Genomic DNA, 17,791 nt, shown 5'->3' with positions numbered 1-17,791 from the left:
GGGGGCATGCGATGATTGCAAATCTATTAAAGGAAGTTGCCAGAGGAAAACGGGGTGCCAGAGATCTCAATTATGAGGAAGCGCTCGAAGCCGCAAATTCCATTTTGGAGTTGAAAGCAACCCCGGCGCAAATCGGAGCCTTTTTTATAGCTGAACGAATGAAGATGGAAAGCGTCGAGGAGCTAGAGGCATTCGTGACAGTCTGTCGCAAGCATGCATACCGAAGCCCATTACAACAAGGACTAGATTGTGCAGGGCCTTATGACGGGCGGAAGAAATCGTTCTTTACTACGTTTGCAACAGCATTTCTGCTTGCGGCGGCTGGGCTTCCAGTCACTCTACATGGAACAGCGCCGTTACCTCCGAAATGGGGGATTACGCTGCATGAAATAATCCTTGAATTAGGGATAAATACAGAGTGTATTCCACGTGAGCAGATTTTAAAAGCAGCAAAGGATACGGGTGTTCTTTATGTACCTGCTGAGCAATGGTGCCCACCACTAAAGCAATTGCGTTCGATTCGATTAGAGCTTGGCATGCGAACTGTGCTCAATACTGCTGAGAAGCTAATCGATTATACCCATTCGCCTTATTTGGTATTCGGCGTTTATCATAATACAGTGTTAGCAAGAATGACCCAATTGGCCACGAATTTACGATATAGAAAAGCACTCATCGTTCAAGGAGTGGAAGGATCTGAAGATCTGTTCATCGAACGTCCGACTCGTACATTTACCGTAGAAGATGGTGAATCTCGGCTTCAAATTATCGATCCCGGCACGTATGGCTTAGAGACTCCTATCCCTGATACAGATTGGACTCCAGCCGAGCAAATTCATATGACGGAAGCCGTCCTGCAAGGGGAAGGACATATTGCCTTCGTCAATCAGGTGCTTTTAAATGGAGCGGTACGACTGCAGTTCGTAGGCAAGGTAGACTCTATTGAGGAAGGTATTTATACATGTCAACATTTGCTTGACTCATGCGCTCCATGGGAGCTTTATCGCAAATGGCAAGGCGCGATGCTCGGTGGCGCTATTAACATTTTATGAGGATCAGGCAGATTTAGAGAACGCGCCGAGTGCGTAACGATCACCGGATTAAGGCGATGGCGAAGCTGCTTCAAACCCCGATACGGCTGCACATAAAAAGCTCTAGAACGACAAAAAAATACCCTTGGATTAAGCAAACAGCTTAGTTTAAGGGTATTTGGTTTATTTAATTGATTAATTGTATATTAAACGTTAACTTGAGAAGCATCAACGTCTAGACGGGCTTTGCCGCCTTTAGCCATCCATTTATGTTTCCATTTCATTTGCATGACCGTTAACAAAATAAGGGATGCCAGCGTCACAGAGCTGAGGATCAAGAAGCCGGAAGTGTATGAGCCGGTAGATTGATAAAGCTTTCCGAGAATTAGAGGGAGCGCATACCCGCCTAATCCGCCAGCAGCCCCAATAATGCCTGTCATGAGGCCTAGTTCACTGCCGAAGCGCTGCGGTACAAGCTGGAATACAGAGCCATTTCCTGCACCGAGACACATCATTCCGATGAAAAGCAAGGTAATGACGACAGGCAGTGGGGGCATGGCTGCTACTGCTGCAAGCATTAAGCCTGCGCCGCTGTAAAGAATCGTCAACATGCGCGCTCCTCCGATCCGGTCTGAAAGATATCCGCCAACAGGTCTAAAGAAGCTTCCTGCAATGACACAAAAGGTTGTGAAGTCAGCGGCTCTGACTGGGGATAACCCATATTGTGTATTGAAGAAGATGGTCAAATAGTTGGAGAGTCCGACGAATCCGCCAAAGGTTACGCAATAGAAAGCGCAGAACACCCATGCATCGCCTTGTTTTAAAACCTGCGCATATTGTGAAAGCTTTTTAGGCGCAGGACGGTTCGGACTATTTTTGGCAAAGATCGTGAAGATAATAAAGACGATAATGATCGGGATGATAGCAAGTCCAAAAACCATTTCCCAGCTGCCGTAATGTTGCGCCAAGCGGTTAGCAAACAAAGTAGAAATTACAGTACCGCTATTTCCTGCCCCGGCGATACCCATTGCAAGTCCTTGATGCTCCTTGGAGTACCACTGGCTGGCAAGCGGTAAGGCTGCAGCAAATGAGGCGCCAGCAACACCGAGCAGTAGAGCTACGATATAGAGCTGATCCAAGGAATGTACGAATTGCCAGCCCATTATTAATGGAATAAGAGTAAAGAGCATTCCGAACTGAGCCGTTCGTTTGGGCCCGATATAATCGGTCATGAAACCTAACACTAATCTTAAAATTGAACCTCCTAATATAGGAAGAGCTACGAGGTTTGCTTTTTGAACAGGATCCATCGGATAATCGGCCGCAATAATAACGCTGAGAGGACCAATAAGCACCCAAATCATAAAACTCATGTCAAAATACAAAAAAGCACTGAATAAGGTAGGTTTGTGCCCGCTATGCCAAAATCCTTTTCTCTCCATTCCAATCTCTCCCTTTTCTATTGTAATCAACTAAAAAAGCCGCAATCCGTCCTTATTAAGGAACGGATTGCGGCTTCATTGCCATAGGGGGCACGTCATTGTGCGACCACTTTTATGCATTGGATCACAAACTTTGTAACCCCAACTCGAATTATAGGGCGGTGTAATATTTATGTCAATATATATTACATAAAATATTTTTCGGAAAAATTGATTAAGATTGTGTTATATATATTGACATGTAAATTAACATGAACTAATCTATACATTATAGAACGAGTACAGCACAATGGCGTGCTAACTCTTGCGGCAATGATGCCTTTTCCCAGATGCGGGAAAGGGCTTTTTCTGATCATTTTTGTACCAATCATTCGCTGGAGGGATAACATGTCGGTCCTAAATCCAATTCAACCGCTTACGGCATCCGTATCAAACGCTTTAATGAAATTGACAAGGGAAATGAAGGAGCCGATTTGTGAGACGGTATCGTTAGATGATTGTCTATCCAGAGTACTTGCTCATGATTTTGAAAGCCCATTCTCCTTGCCACCTTTTCGCCGAGCCGCAATGGATGGATACGCCATTTACGCCGCATCATCGGGAGGTGCAAGCAAGGAAATGCCTGTGTTATTACAGGTTAAAGGAGAAATTCGGTCAGGCCAATCAGAGCGTATGTACGATATGGAGCCAAAAATGATGACTGCGGTTCGTATTTTCACTGGTGCTCCCGTGCCTGCTGGCTATGATACGATTGTAGTGCAGGAAGCAGCACGCGAACGTATGGACCTACGGGGATTATCCATTCAAATTGATCGTGCTTACGTAAAAGGACAACACATTGCCGAAAAGGGCGAGGATATCCGAAATGGTATGAAGGTGCTATACCGCGGAACGGCTATCAAATCGAAAGAAATCGCCATTTTAGCTTCTTTTGGGCAAACGGAAGTACAGGTATATAAAAAACCTCTCGTCACAATTATTCCGGTTGGCGATGAATTGCTCATGCCAGGCGAGAGCTTGCAATCCGGCAAAATTTTTGACGCGAACAGCTTCATGGTAAGCGCTCGGCTTAGGGATCTTGGAGCCTCAGTCATTCGTCATAGGTCCGTACCCGATTGCCTGAAAACGATTGAAAACGCGCTTAAGGCGGCGCTAGAGCAATCAGAATTGATCGTAACCACAGGAGGTGTATCGGTTGGTGATTACGACTTCGTAAAGCTGGCGGCGGAAAGCATCGGCGGCGTACCTTTGTTTACTAAAGTTGTCATGCGACCGGGAACGCCTACCTCTGCCTATCATTTTGGATCTAAGCTTCTCATTTGCTTATCCGGGAATCCATCTGCTTGCTTTGCAGGTGTCGAGCTGCTGCTTCGTCCTGCGATATTGAAGGCTATCGGAAGAAATGATTTTCGGACCGAGTGGATGGAAGGGCGTTTAATCGATTCCATAGCTAAACCGTCCCCTTATCCAAGATACGCGAGAGCATTTGTCTATCGCTCGGAGAAGGAATGGATGGTAGAGCCGCTGCGTCATGATAAGTCCGGTAATGTTGCTGCCTTCGCTAGAGCCAATGCTATCGTACAAATACCAGCCGGGGGGGCTGGCGCGTCAGCTGGGCAAGAGGTTCGTTTTGTTTCTTTAACAATCTAGGAAATTGCACGAGTGGATGTGAGCATAGGTGAGTAGAGAGAAACTAGTCGTTATAGGAAATGGAATGGCAGGTATTAAATGTGTGGATGAAATCATCAAGCTTGCGCCAGATAAATTCCAAATTACGGTATTTGGCAATGAGCATCATCCGAACTATAACCGTATTTTATTATCAAAGGTGCTTCAAGGAGACTCTTCCATTGAAAGCATAGTAATTAATGATTGGTCTTGGTATGTGGAACGGGAAATAAGTCTTTTTAAAGGCGAGACTGTCGCTCATATTCATTCAGATTCACAATATGTAACGACCATATCCGGCATTCGTGCCGATTATGATCATCTCATTATAGCAACCGGCTCTTCTGCCTTTATTCCGCCCATTGCAGGAGTTCATAAATCTGGCGTCATCTCGTTCCGTAACATTGACGATTGCAAGATGATGATCGAATACTCAAAAAAATATAAGAAAGCCGCAGTGATCGGCGGCGGCTTGCTAGGGCTTGAAGCTGCACGAGGCTTGTTAAATCTCGGCATGGAAACAGATGTCATTCACAATGCGCCTTATTTAATGAATCGTCAGCTCGATCGTATGTCATCCGACATGCTTCGCAAAGAATTGGAAGAGCAAGGGATGCGATTCTGGCTCAGCAAGGAAACGGAAAGCATTACCGGATTAAATCGCGCTAAAGGAATACGCTTCACGAACGGCGATTCATTAGAAGCAGATTTAATCGTCATTTCCGTAGGAATCCGTCCAAACGTCGAGCTGGCCAAAAAGAGCGGTATCGATACTAAAAGAGCAATCATCGTGGACGATTACATGCGAACGAGCAAACCCAATATATATGCCGTTGGTGAATGCGCGGAGCATCGTGGCGTCGCTTATGGTTTAGTTGCACCGCTTTATGAGCAAGGGAAGGTGCTGGCCAAAAGTATTTGCGGACATAGTTCAGAGCCCTACTTAGGTTCCGTTCCATACGCACAGCTCAAGGTTTCAGGGGTCGAGGTTTTTTCAGTCGGCGAAATTCGTCCGGAAGAAGCAGAGACCGCTATCCAGCAGTTTGATGGTATTCACGGAACTTACAAAAAAGTGACGATGAAGGAAGGTACGGTGCGCGGAGCTATATTGTATGGCGATACAGCGGAAGGAACCGCCTTGCTTGGCTTAGTGAATAGAAGAGCAGCTGTTGTGGAGCTTATTGCTCCTCCGAGCGCCGGAGGCGGCAGTGCAAAAGATGAACTAGCTGCTCAAATGCAAGAGCGTGAGATGGTATGTGCCTGTAATGCAGTAGACAAATCCGCTATCATGTGCGCCGTAATTGAAGACGGTCTACTAACGCTGGAGCAGGTTCGTGATCATACGAAAGCCTCAAGCTCCTGCGGAGGCTGCCGTCCCATCGTCGCAGCGATCGTCCAATATGCGCTTCAACATGGCAAAGATGCTTTGAAAGCATCGGCTCCGCCAATTTGCAGATGCACCGATGCCAGTCACGAGACGCTGAAACATCATATTGCTGCCAATCCGATGTCTTCTGTTCATGAAATGAAAACATCATTAGGCTGGAAGATCTTATCCGGCTGCACCGTTTGCTCTTCTGCCCTGCACTATTATTTAGTTATTTATCATCCACAGGCTGCTAATCTAGATAGAAATATCGCAGCTGAATACAGTTTTAGCATAAACTCTGCCCCTGCAAATCTAGATTTAATACGCGGTATCCATGCTGAGTTTGATTTGGTTTCCCTTGGGAGCGAGCTAGAAAGCTGCTGCGCAAGCTTGCCTTTCCCGGCACCAGTGAAAGCGGCTATTTCACCCAGCATTCAAAATCCGGCCGGAGTACTTGTTCATGATATTGGAATCACCGGAGCGCCTTCGGGGTGGGAAATCTATGTTGGCGGGCATTCAGAACACCCCGTTAAGCAAGGGCAGCTTATCGCAGTAGCAGAGACAAACTCACTCGCATTAGCGCTGTCTTTAGCTTGCCTCCAGCTATACAGGGAATATGCCGAATTTGGCGAGCCGGTTTGGAAATGGCTGGAAAGAGCAGGAATCATAGAGATTAGAGAAAGGCTGCTCGATAGCAGCTGCCGAATGGAGCTTGCTGGTAGAGCAAAGACTGCTGCCGCAGTGCAACAAAGGATGAAAGGACTTGGTGAGGGTATATGCAGCAATCGTTAATTCATAAGAGCAAGGATTCAGGCTTCGTCATGGATACGCAATGTCCGTTTTGCAGCGTGCAATGCAAGATGCGCATAACGAAAGAACCGACTGTCCTAGAATCAAGCAGGCCTTCCTATGTGATTGAAGGAATTGCTAACGCTGCTTCGGAAGGACGACTATGCGTGAAAGGCATGAATGCACATCAGCATGCAATTAGTCCAGAGCGTCTGCTTCAGCCATTAGTAAGGAAAGATGGCCAATTTGTCGCTTCGTCATGGGAGGAAGCAATAAACGCAATTTGCAGTAAATTCCAAATCAGCAGCAAGGATCATGGCCCTGATTCACTTGGTGTATACGGAGGTGGATCTCTGACTAACGAGAGCGCCTACTTGCTCGGGAAGTTCGCCAGAATTGCGCTGGGAACAAAGTATATCGATTATAACGGTAGGTTTTGCATGTCAGCTGCAGCGTCTGCTGGCAACAAAACCTTCGGCATCGATCGAGGGCTGACCTGCCGATTATCCGATATTCCGCTTGCTCGGTGCATTATTTTGGCAGGAACGAATATAGCTGAATGTCAGCCCACGTTGATGCCTTATTTCATAAAAGCAAAAGAAAACGGAGCCATCATCATCGTCATTGATCCGAGAGTTACGGCAACGGCTGCGATTGCCGACATCCATTTGCAGCTTAAGCCCGGTACGGACGCTACACTTGCTAATGGACTGCTGAAAGTGTTGCTTGATGAGAAGCTGATGGATGAAAAATTTATTACTAAAAGAACCAATGGATTTGCAGAATTAAAGGATCATCTCTCCAGCATTCAGCTGGATGAGGTGGCAAATATAACGGGCTTAAAAGAAACTGCCATCCAAAAAGCGGCTATTGCGTATGGACGCGCGGAATCCGGTATTATTTTCACTGCGAGAGGCGTAGAGCAGCAGACTGATGGCCATATGGCGGTACGAAACTTCTTGAACCTCGTAATCGCAACGGGAAAAGTCGGCAAACCCGGCTGCGGCTACGGCGCCGTGACCGGACAAGGCAACGGGCAGGGGGGAAGAGAGCATGGTCAAAAAAGCGATCAATTGCCAGGGTATAGGAATATAGAGGATGAACAGGACCGCGCATATGTAGCTAGCGTCTGGGGAATTGATCCTGCGGAGCTGCCGCGAAAAGGTGTGTCCGCATACGAAATGATGGAGCTTGTTCATCAGCGCGTTATTCGTTCGTTGTTCGTGATGGGCTCTAATCCAATCGTATCTAATCCAAATGCCAATTTGGTTGAGGAAGGGCTACAAAACTTAGATTTTTTAGTCGTTGCAGACATGTTTTTGTCAGAAACAGCGAAATTGGCAGACGTTGTATTGCCAGTGACGGCATACTTGGAAAATGACGGTACTTTGACTAATCTAGAAGGCCGTGTGCTTTTAAGAGAAACTGCGATCACTGCGCCCGGAGAGACAAGGCATGACTGGTCTATTTTATGCCAAATTGCCGCAGGAATGGGGAAACAACAGCATTTCTCCTTCCATTCATCCGAACAGATCTTTGAGGAACTGCGACTTGCAAGCCGTGGTGGATTAGCAGATTATTATGGTATTACTTATGAGAGATTACGGCGTGAGGGAGGCGTGTATTGGCCATGCGCCTCAATTGATGAGGACGGAAATCAAGGAATAATGTTTGCTGATTCGTTTGCCCATTCGGATGGAAAAGCGATCTTTATGCCGGTAGCAAATCGCTTTCCTCAGGAGAGACCTTGTGAAGAATATCCACTAACAATGACGAACGGAAGAGTGCTGTCTCACTACTTGACGGGTGTCCAAACACGTAGAAGTCCGTCTTTAGCTGCACGAAATATCGAAAACTATATTGAAATTCATCCGAAGACCGCTCAAAAGTATCGTATAGAGGATGGCGAATGGGTGGAGGTGACCTCACTTAGAGGCAGCTTCAACGTTAGAAGCAGAATCACCGATAAGATTATGGAGGATATTCTATTTGTACCCATGCACTGGGGCGGCGTTCAGAACGTGAATAAGGCAACCAGTCCCGAGCTTGATCCCAACTGCAAAATGCCGGGCTTCAAAACCTCGACCGTTGCGATTACGCCGCTGCGTTTGATGAAATAAAAGAAGAACCGTTATAAGATCTCAACATTCTGTATCCAAAAGCCACCTAACGGTATTTCTAACTAAGCTATTTGAAGTGGTTTAAAATTTGTTATATAAAAATAGATACAAACCTCCATATATATATATGGTAGTATATGGTTCTATCGAGCGATAAAGTGTAGAGTTGCCTTCTAACGGCTAGCCGTATCCAAGCAAAAGGTGATCCGATCGCTGATCTATATGAGGACATAGCGGCGGAGGAGAAAGCTAGGGCGACGTATCAGTGGCTGATTGATCTAACAGACGATGTGGGTCTGCAGGATAGCTTGAAGTATTTACGGGAGCGGGAGATTGTGCATTCACTGAGGTTTCGGGAAGCGGTGGAAATACTTAAGGATAAGCGGGATGAGAAGATATTTTATTAGTGGGAACCTCTCTACAGGGTGCTGCGGGGAGGTTTTTTGCTGACTGTTGATATTAACCTCCCTCGGTACAATTTGACAGAAATACGGAAAAAGATAGTTTCAGTACCACTGTTGAATAACAAGGCAACATGAAGGCGTAGGAAATAGAGGGGTGAAATTCTACCCCATTTCCTTCCATATACTGCAAGTATGCTCCGCACCACCCCTGGGGGTTTACACGATTTGTGAAGATTTCTATTACAAAGGTTTCCATCGATCCGTGTTATAGTGATGTTCCGATGCACTATGGGAAATAATTCTTGATTGAACTGGTAATCATAATACCAGTCCAACCGGATTGGAGGAAACTAGGAAAAAATGGCGCACCTTGTTAGGTTCTTAAAACAACATTTCGCGCATAGCGATGATTTCGCGGTCGAAATGAAGGAAACAAACGGAGGGCAAGTGACTCTCTGTTATTTGAAAAGTTTGGTTGATACCTCTCAAAATTTCGATTTGTTGAAAAGGATCCCTGAGTTGATTGATGCGAAGGAGGGGGGGGATAATACGGCGCCTCAGATGGAGTCCAAGTCTAACATATCCGAATCAGAGGCGGTTAATGAAGTCCTCATAGGCAACTTGGTCCTTGTTCACCGGACAGGAAACCTATCTTTAAAACCTACTTCCCGTTCTTTGCAGAGGTCTATCGACACGCCCCAAAGCGAAAGTCCCACTCAAGGTGCCTCGGACGCCTTCACAGAAAGCCTAGACTCCAATATCGGCATTCTAAGAATACATTTGCGGTCTGATAGACTTGCCATTCGCCAACTTGAAATGGGGGTAGTCAGAAAACGATCGGTTGCTGTATGTCACATTCAGGGCAAGAACAGCTGTAATATAGTGATCCAGATCGTATCCTTGCTTGAGGAGCAGAGTCAGACAGAGGTAGGAAATATCCAAGATCTAGCACGAATATTGGGTCAACGTAAATGGAGTCCAGTTCCGCTATTTTATACGTCAGAAATGCCGGAACAGGCTGTAGCACTCTTGTTAAAAGGTCGAGTGTTGTTGCTGCTTGATCAAATGCCTTACGCGCTGATAGCCCCTCCGAAATTGATGGACCTATGGAATATTTATTCCGACAGGAATATGCAGGAATCCATAACRCTTTTCCTACAAGGGTTAAGGATTCTGGGCCTGCTTATAGCGCTTCTTGTCCCAGGGCTCTATGTTGCATTCGTCGACATCAATCCGGAGTTATTCCGAATCGACATGGCTTTGTCCGTTGCCAAGAGCCGGGAAGGCGTCCCTTATCCGCCTCTTTTCGAGATGCTGCTCATGCTAATCRTCATCGAAATGATCGTAGGCGCAAGCGTGCGGCTTCCGAAAAGTATCGGTCCGACGATTACGATGGTTGGCGGTATCATCTTGGGCCAAGCTGCCGTTCAGGCGCAATTGGTGAGCAATCTTCTGTTGATCGTCGTAGCCGCATCGATCATCGCGAACTTTACATTTGTCGGGTTACAGAATGCTTTAATGATTCGCTTGTTTAAATATGTAATTGTTATTTTGGGCTCCATTTTCGGTATTTTGGGAATTTTCGCCGGTCTGGTTTGGTTGCTGTTTTATCTATCGGGCATCACCACATTCCAAGTGCCTTATCTAAGCTTAGATATAAACCCGGAGGAAAGTCATGAGTAAAAGCTGGAGCATAACGATTACGTTTTTCGCGGTTCATCTCAGTTTAATTTTTTTCCTATATCCAGAGAACATGATCGAAATTGCAAGATTTGGACAATGGGCGTACATATTGACAGGGTTTACGCTTGAACTTCTCTTCCTTCGATTTTATTTTAGCGGACTCGCCGCTTTCCCGGGAGAAGACTTGACGGAGATAGTTCGAAGGTACGGTATATGGACCGCAAGAATTTTGCTGTTGCCACTTGTCTTTTATTTTTTTATGAGTTTTGTGTTGTTGAACCGAAGTCATGCGGAGTTGGTGACGGTTGTTTTTTTGCCTAAGACTCCGATTTGGGCGATACTGCTAATCATGCTCGGCATCCCTTTGCAAGCAGCAATACATGGCTTAAAAGCTATAATGCGGGGGTCTGTCATCCTTATGTTTGTCGTTCTGCCTTTCATTTTATTTTCTTTAGTGACCTGTTTTCAAAACACAAATCTGAACTTTGTTTTTCCATTGAACATTGAACCGTCCTTTTGGAGGAAGGAGAGCTTCCTAACAGGAATGCTTGCCCATTCGGCTTTCTTGTTTCTAGGAATGACTTCATCAAAAATCAATTTTTCTTCCAAACGTCTCCGCTTGATGCTGTACTGTACGATGGGGGCGTTACTACCCTTGTATTTTCTTGCTAATTATATTCCATTATTGATTTTTGGTCCAGCCACGGCGGTGAGGTTTCCCTTTCCTTTTCTTAGTGCTCTGGACACAGTAAATTTGGAATGGCTTTTTGTTGACAGAATTACGATGTTTTATTTGGTCTCTACCTTATCCTTTATATTTATCTATAGCTCGATCTTACAATGGATGGTTGCAACTATGCTTGCCAAACTGTATGTTCCGATTTCCACTAAAGTTCTCTGCTGGGCGGTAACCTTGTTAGCGTATTGGGTATCGGTATCAATTCCAGATTGGGAGATGATCGAACAACTAATTATCTTGGACACTCCATTACGGCTGTACAGTATCGGGTTTATCCCACTACTAATATTTGTCGTCGGAATAACGAAGGGCAAGGGGAGGCGAATTCAATATTGAAGCGATGGACGAAAGCTTTCATTGCGATGACCACAATGCTCATGGCATTAACAGGTTGCTGGGACTCAAAGCCAGTAGATAAGCGCTTACTCCCACTTATTATGGGGGTCGATCTGGATGAAGAAAAAAACACATATATTGTTAGTTTGAGGATACCAGATCCTCTAAGTGGCAGTTTTTACTCTGCTCACGCAGAGGCCTATACGTTCAGCGAAGCACTGGACCGCATGAGGATGAACGAGGAAAGAAGCATCGACTTACTTCATGTCTCTCTTGTCTTGGTAAGCGAAGCTCTCGCAAAGAAGGGAATTGAGGACATAACTCAATATATTATGAGGGCACGCGAACTTAAATCGAAGGTTACACTAGCTGTTGTAAGAGGTAATGTCGCCAAATTGATAAGCGATCAGAGTAAGAAGCGCAAAGAAAGCAGCACAGAGATGCTGGATTTGTTCAATACGAGCGCGGGCTGGACCCCTAATATAGCGCTTACTCATGCTTGGGAGGTGTACAGGGACATCCTTTCCCCTACAGCGGATATCGTGCTTCCCATTATCAATAAGGGTACCGAAACCATGTTTCAGATGGAAGGTTCGGCATTATTTCATAATGACCGAATGGTCGGATTCATATCTTCGGACGAAACAATGCTTTATAACCTATTTCACGGCCGATTCATAAGTGGAATCGTCGAGGTCACAGAGTCTGCTAGCTTACAAATTGTAGATGCGAATGTCAAGAATCAGACTTCATGGGAAGGAGGGTCTCCGAAGATTAAAAGTACGATGGAACTGAAAGCAATCGTGTTAGAGGCAAAAGCGAAGAACGTCTTGGACAACAGGATATTAAAGCGCGAACTGGAACAGCTCCTTGAAAAGCGGTTTCAATTGCTATTCATCAAGATAAAACAGGAACATTCTGACATTCTGATGACCGGAGTAATCTTTCGAAAGAAGCTCACGCAGAGTCAAATCGATGAATGGGAGAATCAACTATTTCCTAAGCTAGTTATTGATTTTCGGACGGTTGTGGATATACGGAACACCGGGGATATAAAAATGAGGGAATAAACTGAATATTCTTTAAAATTTGTAGACATCTTTTGAAGGTAGCTTTGTGAAATAATTTCGCTTTATGTGTTCGCAACCCTCAAAAAGCCCAAGAATTAGTGAACTAGGGGTAGATTTTCGTTAATGGATTTTAATCATTGGAGTCGCTGGAACCTCCATTGATATAGGGTTGGATCCTGCGCAAACTTGTTCTTCGGGCTCTTTGAGCCTGCAAAGGATTAACTAGTATATAACATACCCTTCACTTTGTATTCACTGAGCAAGTGTACGATGGTAGTGTCCGGATGTTTTAAAATGACAACTGGTTTTATCTTATGCATCTCGGTTTATGCCAGATCACTTGAAGATTAATTGATCTCGACCATAGGGCATATTACATTTAATGAATGCYTTATGACTGATTTTCCTTTTGCTACATCAATGACAGGTTTCATTGATTTCCTCCTATTATTTCTTCGCCAGCAATCCCACTACCACTATTATTTCTTAAGTTCTCTATTACTTGGTTAATATACTAAATAGCTGATAATTAAAAAAACTCACTTGAAAGTCATTCATTCAATTAAAGAAAATAAATAAGGTGAATCTTCTTTTGGTTACAGGCTCCTCCTAAATTTCATTTTCCAATATTTAGTTCATCAAGTCTGTCTAGTTGAATATTTAATTTGATTATTGGGTTCTTATCTCTGGCTGAAATAGATTAAAGCCATTGGGTGATGCAAAATTAGATGTTTCATAGTGGCTATAGTGGCTATATTTATTGTCATTTTCTTCATGGCTGGCACTTGAAAATATCCAGATTGATTCATATATTGCCATACTTCATATGCCTGCTCAGAGCAGTTTATTGCTCCTTGTTGCATTATTGTTCTAAGCTGCGGGTTAGCAATTCCAGTGTGGCAATTATTTTCATAGTTGCCGATGCCTTATGAAGTCCAAGTAAATGTCATCAAACTGTACTGGGGACATATTTGGGCTTTGCATAGCGGGATTATCAAGCCCGTATATTGGCATGAAATCGGTAATTAACCGAAGGAGACATCATTTGTTGTCTTTGTCCATTCATGTTTTGTAATGTTTGGACGACAAGATTGTATTCACTAACCGCAAATCATTATTTGAGCTATTCTAGGATCCTTTGCATAAGGACGATATAGCTTGCATTGATAGTGGACGTCAAAATCTCATGAGCTTCCACCGTTTCGTGAGCTCCTAAATGTGCTGTCAAGTTCATTCCTCCTTCAAGAGTTGGCCGAACATAATTAGAATGCCGATCCCAATGGATTATATACAGATGATCCTTTGATGATGGAGGAACCATCCATGACGCATATTCAACTGTCATTTTGTTTATTGTAAGATTAAGGCTTATATAGCCCAATTAAAAGTGGGAGGAAATAATAAATGACAACAAGCAGAAACCATCAAGGAGCGCATGAAATAGGACAAACCGAAGAGCAGTTGAATAATCAAATTGAGGCAGCAGTTGAAATTCAAGGTGAATCCGAGATCGATGAAAACATTATCCAAGCTGCTAGTCGATCATATCAAGAAACCAAGAAAGAAACAGAATAGGAATGAATTTCGATTTAGGTAACTTTCGTAAGGCTGCCGATTGTCGACAGCCTTTTCCTCGCAGTTCATATGCAGTTCAGGCTTCATACTCACCTATACAGGCGCGGAGAGTTTCAAAAATACAATACGCTCTCCCTTACAGTTAAATGATCCTCGGAGTCACATGATATGTTCTTTTATTCCGGCTACCTAAGACCCTCTCTAAATCTTCTAGGGCGGATACGAATGGGACTTTTCTTGGCCGTATGCATATGCGACCGGAATTTCGAAATATACCGATGGCTATCAATTGGCAACCGAAAATAAGCATTTCGGATAACCAAATATAACCAACCGTGGATGAGCTAGCTTGGATACATAAGGAATGATTCCTTCTCCGAGTGTTCGGCGTACACTTTCGTTAAGGCTTGAAAAACTTAAAAAAAGTACCGACAGCTGCTAGGAAGAAATTAAGAATAACTGAGAATAAGCTTTTTTCGATTATTAAACTAGACCAAGTAGAAATAAATCCCGATCCTGTACCTGTTATTGATCCTAACCCGAATAATGCAAGTAGCCACGCCTCTTTCTTTTGATTCAATTTGCTCCCTTCTGGATAGTTTGTCCTTTCTAGCTCCTTGGTTTTTCGCAATGGCACTTTCCTATGACGTTCATTTGTCTTTGACAAAGTACGTTTTTAACAAACTACCCAAGGTGTTATACCGATGTCTTTTGCACGTAAGAAGTGAGTTAAGACTCCCAAACCGGCCGAGTGATGACGAAAATTAAGGTTTTAGATCAGTCACTTTTGTCTACATAATGAAGTTTTCTCAGGAAACGATATAATGATGGCAAATCGTACTGCGACACTAATGGATAGGGGCATGATCATGAATGAATAGCGAGAATGCAGTGGGGAAAATTAGAGACACCATGGTTCTGCTGGAAGGCGTGGACGATCTTGACGCATTAGTCCAAGCGATCGGGGATGCGGATTTTGTATTGCTAGGAGAAGCATCTCACGGCACGGCTGAATTATATACGTGGAGAGCAGAGTTATCCAAGAAGTTGATTGCCGAGAAAGGATTCTCCTTTATCGCAGTGGAGGGGGACTGGCCGTCTTGTTATACATTGAATCGTTATGTGAAACAATATGTCGGGTCTGCGTCAAACGCCCGAGAAGCGCTTCGCAATTATACCCGCTGGCCGACCTGGATGTGGGCAAACGAAGAAATTTTGCAATTTACGCAATGGCTTTATGATTACAATAAGCTTCAATTAGTAAAGAATAAGGTCGGTTTTTATGGCATCGACGTGTATAGCTTGTGGGAATCCATTGATGAAATTTTAAAGCATTTGGAAAAGACGGGTTCTCCGGAACTGGATGCAGCTCGCAAAGCTTTTGCCTGCTTTGATCCTTATGGCCGAGAGCCACAAAATTATGGGGTATCCGCCGCATTTTTATCCGAAAGCTGCGAGGAAGAGGTTGTGAAGCTGCTGGACAATCTTCAGACCAGAAGACAGCGAAGCGATAACGGTGATGAAGCGTTGCTAAGCGATGAGCTGAATGCTTTGGTCGCGGTGAATGCCGAACGATACTTCCGGTCGATGGTGCGAGGAGGACCCGATTCATGGAACGTACGGGACCATCATATGGTCGAAGCATTGGAAAGGATTAAATCATATCACGGCCAAGCAGCCAAGGCCATTGTATGGGAGCATAATACGCATATCGGCGACGCGCGGGCAACGGATATGAACGCAGATGGAATGATAAATGTAGGACAGTTGGTCCGGGAGAAGTACGGTGAAGAGCGAGTATATGTGGTCGGTTTTGGTACGCATCGGGGAACCGTTACCGCGTCCGACCGATGGGGCGGGGAAATCAAGACCATGAAGGTGCCGGATGCCCAGCAGAACAGCTGGGAGGATATAATGCATCGTGCGGGCGCCTTTGATAAAATGCTTCTTTTTGACCGAGAGGAGTCTCTCTTTGTTGAACCAGTCGGACATCGGGCGATTGGCGTGGTGTACAATTCATGGCATGATCGGGGTAACTACGTTCCTTCTATCATTTCGCAAAGGTACGATGCTTTTATTTATATCGACGAGTCGCATGCACTATCACCTCTGAAGCAGGAGGTTCTGCATATTTGAACATTCGACAAACCTATGTGTAAGGAAAAGGGATGTTTTATAACAGTAAGCATCCCATATAGCATATGGACGACATGTTTAGATTCACATACCGGTCCTAGATTGACTCGATGTAGGCTATCGTGGTCGGTCAGATACGGGATTCTTTACAGTCAACAGGCCGAAAAAATTGCAACTATTAGACTTGCAGCAAAAACATTCTCTGAAAATGACGAATAGCTGTTGCAGCGCAAGCCGCTCCTCTCGCGAAGATCCGCTGCATGTGAATCGAGCAGGAGGTGATCCTAATTGAAGGTCAGCTCAGTCGGATAAGGCCCGAATGATAAATATTCCGGGTTATAAATGTTTCTTGGCATGATGCTATCACATACGATGAATTGAAGAATAGTATTCTAAAAAGAACGTGGTATCAAACAAAGCATGTCCCGCTGAGGAAACTGCAACGACAACGCCGTCATTGAGAAATTTTTGGTATCTTGAAATCTGAATTCCTTTATTTAAAGGGGTTTGAAAGTATCGAACATTTTAAACAAGAGATCTACACATGCATCCATTATTACAATCACAAACGGATTAAATCCAAACTAAAGGGCATGAGTCCGGTACAGTACCAAACTCATGCCCAACTAATCGCCTAGCAAAATAAACTGTCTAACTTTATGGGGTCACTTCAAATGAGATTGGTTTTTTGGTATTAGCATTATACATGATAGCTCTTAAATGTAGAATTAAGAAGCATTATCCTCGTAACAAACAAACTTCCGACTCGTCTTATTCCCATCACAACTAAACACAATCTTCTTATCTTCAACAAAAGTCTCCAGATGAACGTTCTTGCCCCAAAGCTGAACGACATGAGGCAGCGTACGCTCCACATACTTCAGATCCAATTCCATACCCTCATACTCGTGGATTAAATAAAGCTCACCCACACGATTAAAATCCCCATCCTTGACCATCAAGCTAGGAAATCCGCCGTTTACTTTCGAATAAACAAGCTGATCGCGAATTTTCTCCCACGACTTATCGGTAATTTTCCATTCAGGGCCTTTTTTCTCGAAAATGTACAGATCGAGATCATTAACCAGATCCTTCGTCAGGTAGTTGCGGATGAACGAAATATCGGAATCAAGCTCGCGTACCTCGAACATTTTTTCCCTGCCCTTGCAGGGAACGCGTCCGAAGCGTGCTTGTTCTTCCTTCGTTGGGTTATCGAAGCGTCGCTCGATATCCTCGAATATTTTTAGGCCCAGATAATAGGGATTCAAGGTATGCCGGGATGGCTGCACGACAGAAGAGTTTAGCTTAGCGAACTCAATCGTTTCATCGCTAGTCAGATCAAGCTCGCGTATGATCCGCTGATGCCAATACGAAGCCCAGCCTTCGTTCATAATCTTCAATACGAAGCCCAGCCTTCGTTCATAATCTT

13 protein-coding genes and 2 pseudogenes are annotated in these 17,791 nt (G+C 44.4%); 11 read left to right on the top strand and 4 right to left on the bottom strand.

The features are described 5' to 3' along the window. Window positions 1-11 precede the first annotated feature (11 nt). Window positions 12-1,052: an anthranilate phosphoribosyltransferase gene (locus tag AC1DPK_RS31365; RefSeq protein ID WP_441886674.1), complete on the top strand. Its 1,041-nt coding sequence runs from the start codon at window positions 12-14 to the stop codon at window positions 1,050-1,052. A 185-nt stretch (window positions 1,053-1,237) separates the two neighbouring features. On the opposite strand, the gene AC1DPK_RS31360 is transcribed toward AC1DPK_RS31365, so the two are convergent. Continuing rightward, window positions 1,238-2,473 (bottom strand): nitrate/nitrite transporter, encoded by a 1,236-nt coding sequence (locus AC1DPK_RS31360; protein ID WP_441886671.1) that lies wholly within the window; start codon window positions 2,471-2,473, stop codon window positions 1,238-1,240. Window positions 2,474-2,860: 387 nt separating this feature from the next. Between AC1DPK_RS31360 and AC1DPK_RS31355 the strand changes: the two genes are divergently transcribed. The 7 genes and pseudogenes from AC1DPK_RS31355 (at window position 2,861) to AC1DPK_RS31325 (ending at window position 12,651) form a co-directional block, all read left to right on the top strand. Beyond that, a complete protein-coding gene (locus AC1DPK_RS31355; protein WP_441886668.1) occupies window positions 2,861-4,123 on the top strand; it encodes a molybdopterin molybdotransferase MoeA in 1,263 nt (420 codons plus the stop codon). 28 nt (window positions 4,124-4,151) lie between these two features. Beyond that, entirely contained in the window at window positions 4,152-6,302 is a 2,151-nt protein-coding gene (gene nirB, locus AC1DPK_RS31350; protein ID WP_441886665.1) for a nitrite reductase large subunit NirB, read from the top strand. Beyond that, window positions 6,287-8,419 (top strand): assimilatory nitrate reductase catalytic subunit NasC, encoded by a 2,133-nt coding sequence (gene nasC, locus AC1DPK_RS31345; RefSeq protein WP_441886662.1) that lies wholly within the window; start codon window positions 6,287-6,289, stop codon window positions 8,417-8,419. Before nirB ends, nasC begins: the two co-directional genes overlap by 16 nt. A gap of 176 nt (window positions 8,420-8,595) precedes the next feature. Next, window positions 8,596-8,826 (top strand): annotated as a pseudogene (locus AC1DPK_RS31340) (manganese catalase family protein); the annotation flags it as partial. A 357-nt stretch (window positions 8,827-9,183) separates the two neighbouring features. Continuing rightward, window positions 9,184-10,506: a spore germination protein gene (locus AC1DPK_RS31335; RefSeq protein ID WP_477512692.1), complete on the top strand. Its 1,323-nt coding sequence runs from the start codon at window positions 9,184-9,186 to the stop codon at window positions 10,504-10,506. Beyond that, window positions 10,499-11,581, top strand: a complete 1,083-nt coding sequence (locus AC1DPK_RS31330; RefSeq protein ID WP_441886656.1) for a GerAB/ArcD/ProY family transporter — start codon at window positions 10,499-10,501, stop codon at window positions 11,579-11,581. The genes AC1DPK_RS31335 and AC1DPK_RS31330 overlap by 8 nt, the downstream gene beginning before the upstream one ends. Next, window positions 11,578-12,651, top strand: a complete 1,074-nt coding sequence (locus AC1DPK_RS31325) for a Ger(x)C family spore germination protein (protein ID WP_477512691.1) — start codon at window positions 11,578-11,580, stop codon at window positions 12,649-12,651. The genes AC1DPK_RS31330 and AC1DPK_RS31325 overlap by 4 nt, the downstream gene beginning before the upstream one ends. A 680-nt stretch (window positions 12,652-13,331) precedes the next feature. Here AC1DPK_RS31325 and AC1DPK_RS31320 read toward each other — a convergent pair. Continuing rightward, complete coding sequence (locus AC1DPK_RS31320; protein WP_441886716.1) at window positions 13,332-13,541, bottom strand: spore coat protein; 210 nt, start codon at window positions 13,539-13,541, stop codon at window positions 13,332-13,334. A 514-nt stretch (window positions 13,542-14,055) separates the two neighbouring features. On the opposite strand from AC1DPK_RS31320, the gene AC1DPK_RS31315 reads away from it, so the two are divergent. Continuing rightward, window positions 14,056-14,226 (top strand): hypothetical protein, encoded by a 171-nt coding sequence (locus AC1DPK_RS31315; protein ID WP_441886653.1) that lies wholly within the window; start codon window positions 14,056-14,058, stop codon window positions 14,224-14,226. Between the two features lie 400 nt (window positions 14,227-14,626). Here the strand turns inward: AC1DPK_RS31315 and AC1DPK_RS31310 are convergent, their stop codons facing one another. Next, on the bottom strand, window positions 14,627-14,806 hold the full coding sequence (locus tag AC1DPK_RS31310; protein WP_441886650.1) for a hypothetical protein: 180 nt from the start codon (window positions 14,804-14,806) through the stop codon (window positions 14,627-14,629). Window positions 14,807-15,099: 293 nt separating this feature from the next. On the opposite strand from AC1DPK_RS31310, the gene AC1DPK_RS31305 reads away from it, so the two are divergent. Continuing rightward, entirely contained in the window at window positions 15,100-16,362 is a 1,263-nt protein-coding gene (locus AC1DPK_RS31305) for an erythromycin esterase family protein (RefSeq protein WP_441886647.1), read from the top strand. A gap of 396 nt (window positions 16,363-16,758) precedes the next feature. Then, window positions 16,759-17,000: pseudogene (locus AC1DPK_RS31300) on the top strand (IS3 family transposase); the annotation flags it as partial. A gap of 90 nt (window positions 17,001-17,090) precedes the next feature. On the opposite strand, the gene AC1DPK_RS31295 reads toward AC1DPK_RS31300, so the two are convergent. Beyond that, window positions 17,091-17,791: SpoVR family protein (locus tag AC1DPK_RS31295; RefSeq protein ID WP_477512690.1), on the bottom strand; the 701-nt coding region annotated here is incomplete at its 5' end.

The sequence above is a fragment of the Paenibacillus sp. 01T424 genome (assembly GCF_056398745.1).
Note: the sequence above shows the minus strand (reverse complement) of the source record. Positions and strands in the feature narration are given on the sequence as shown.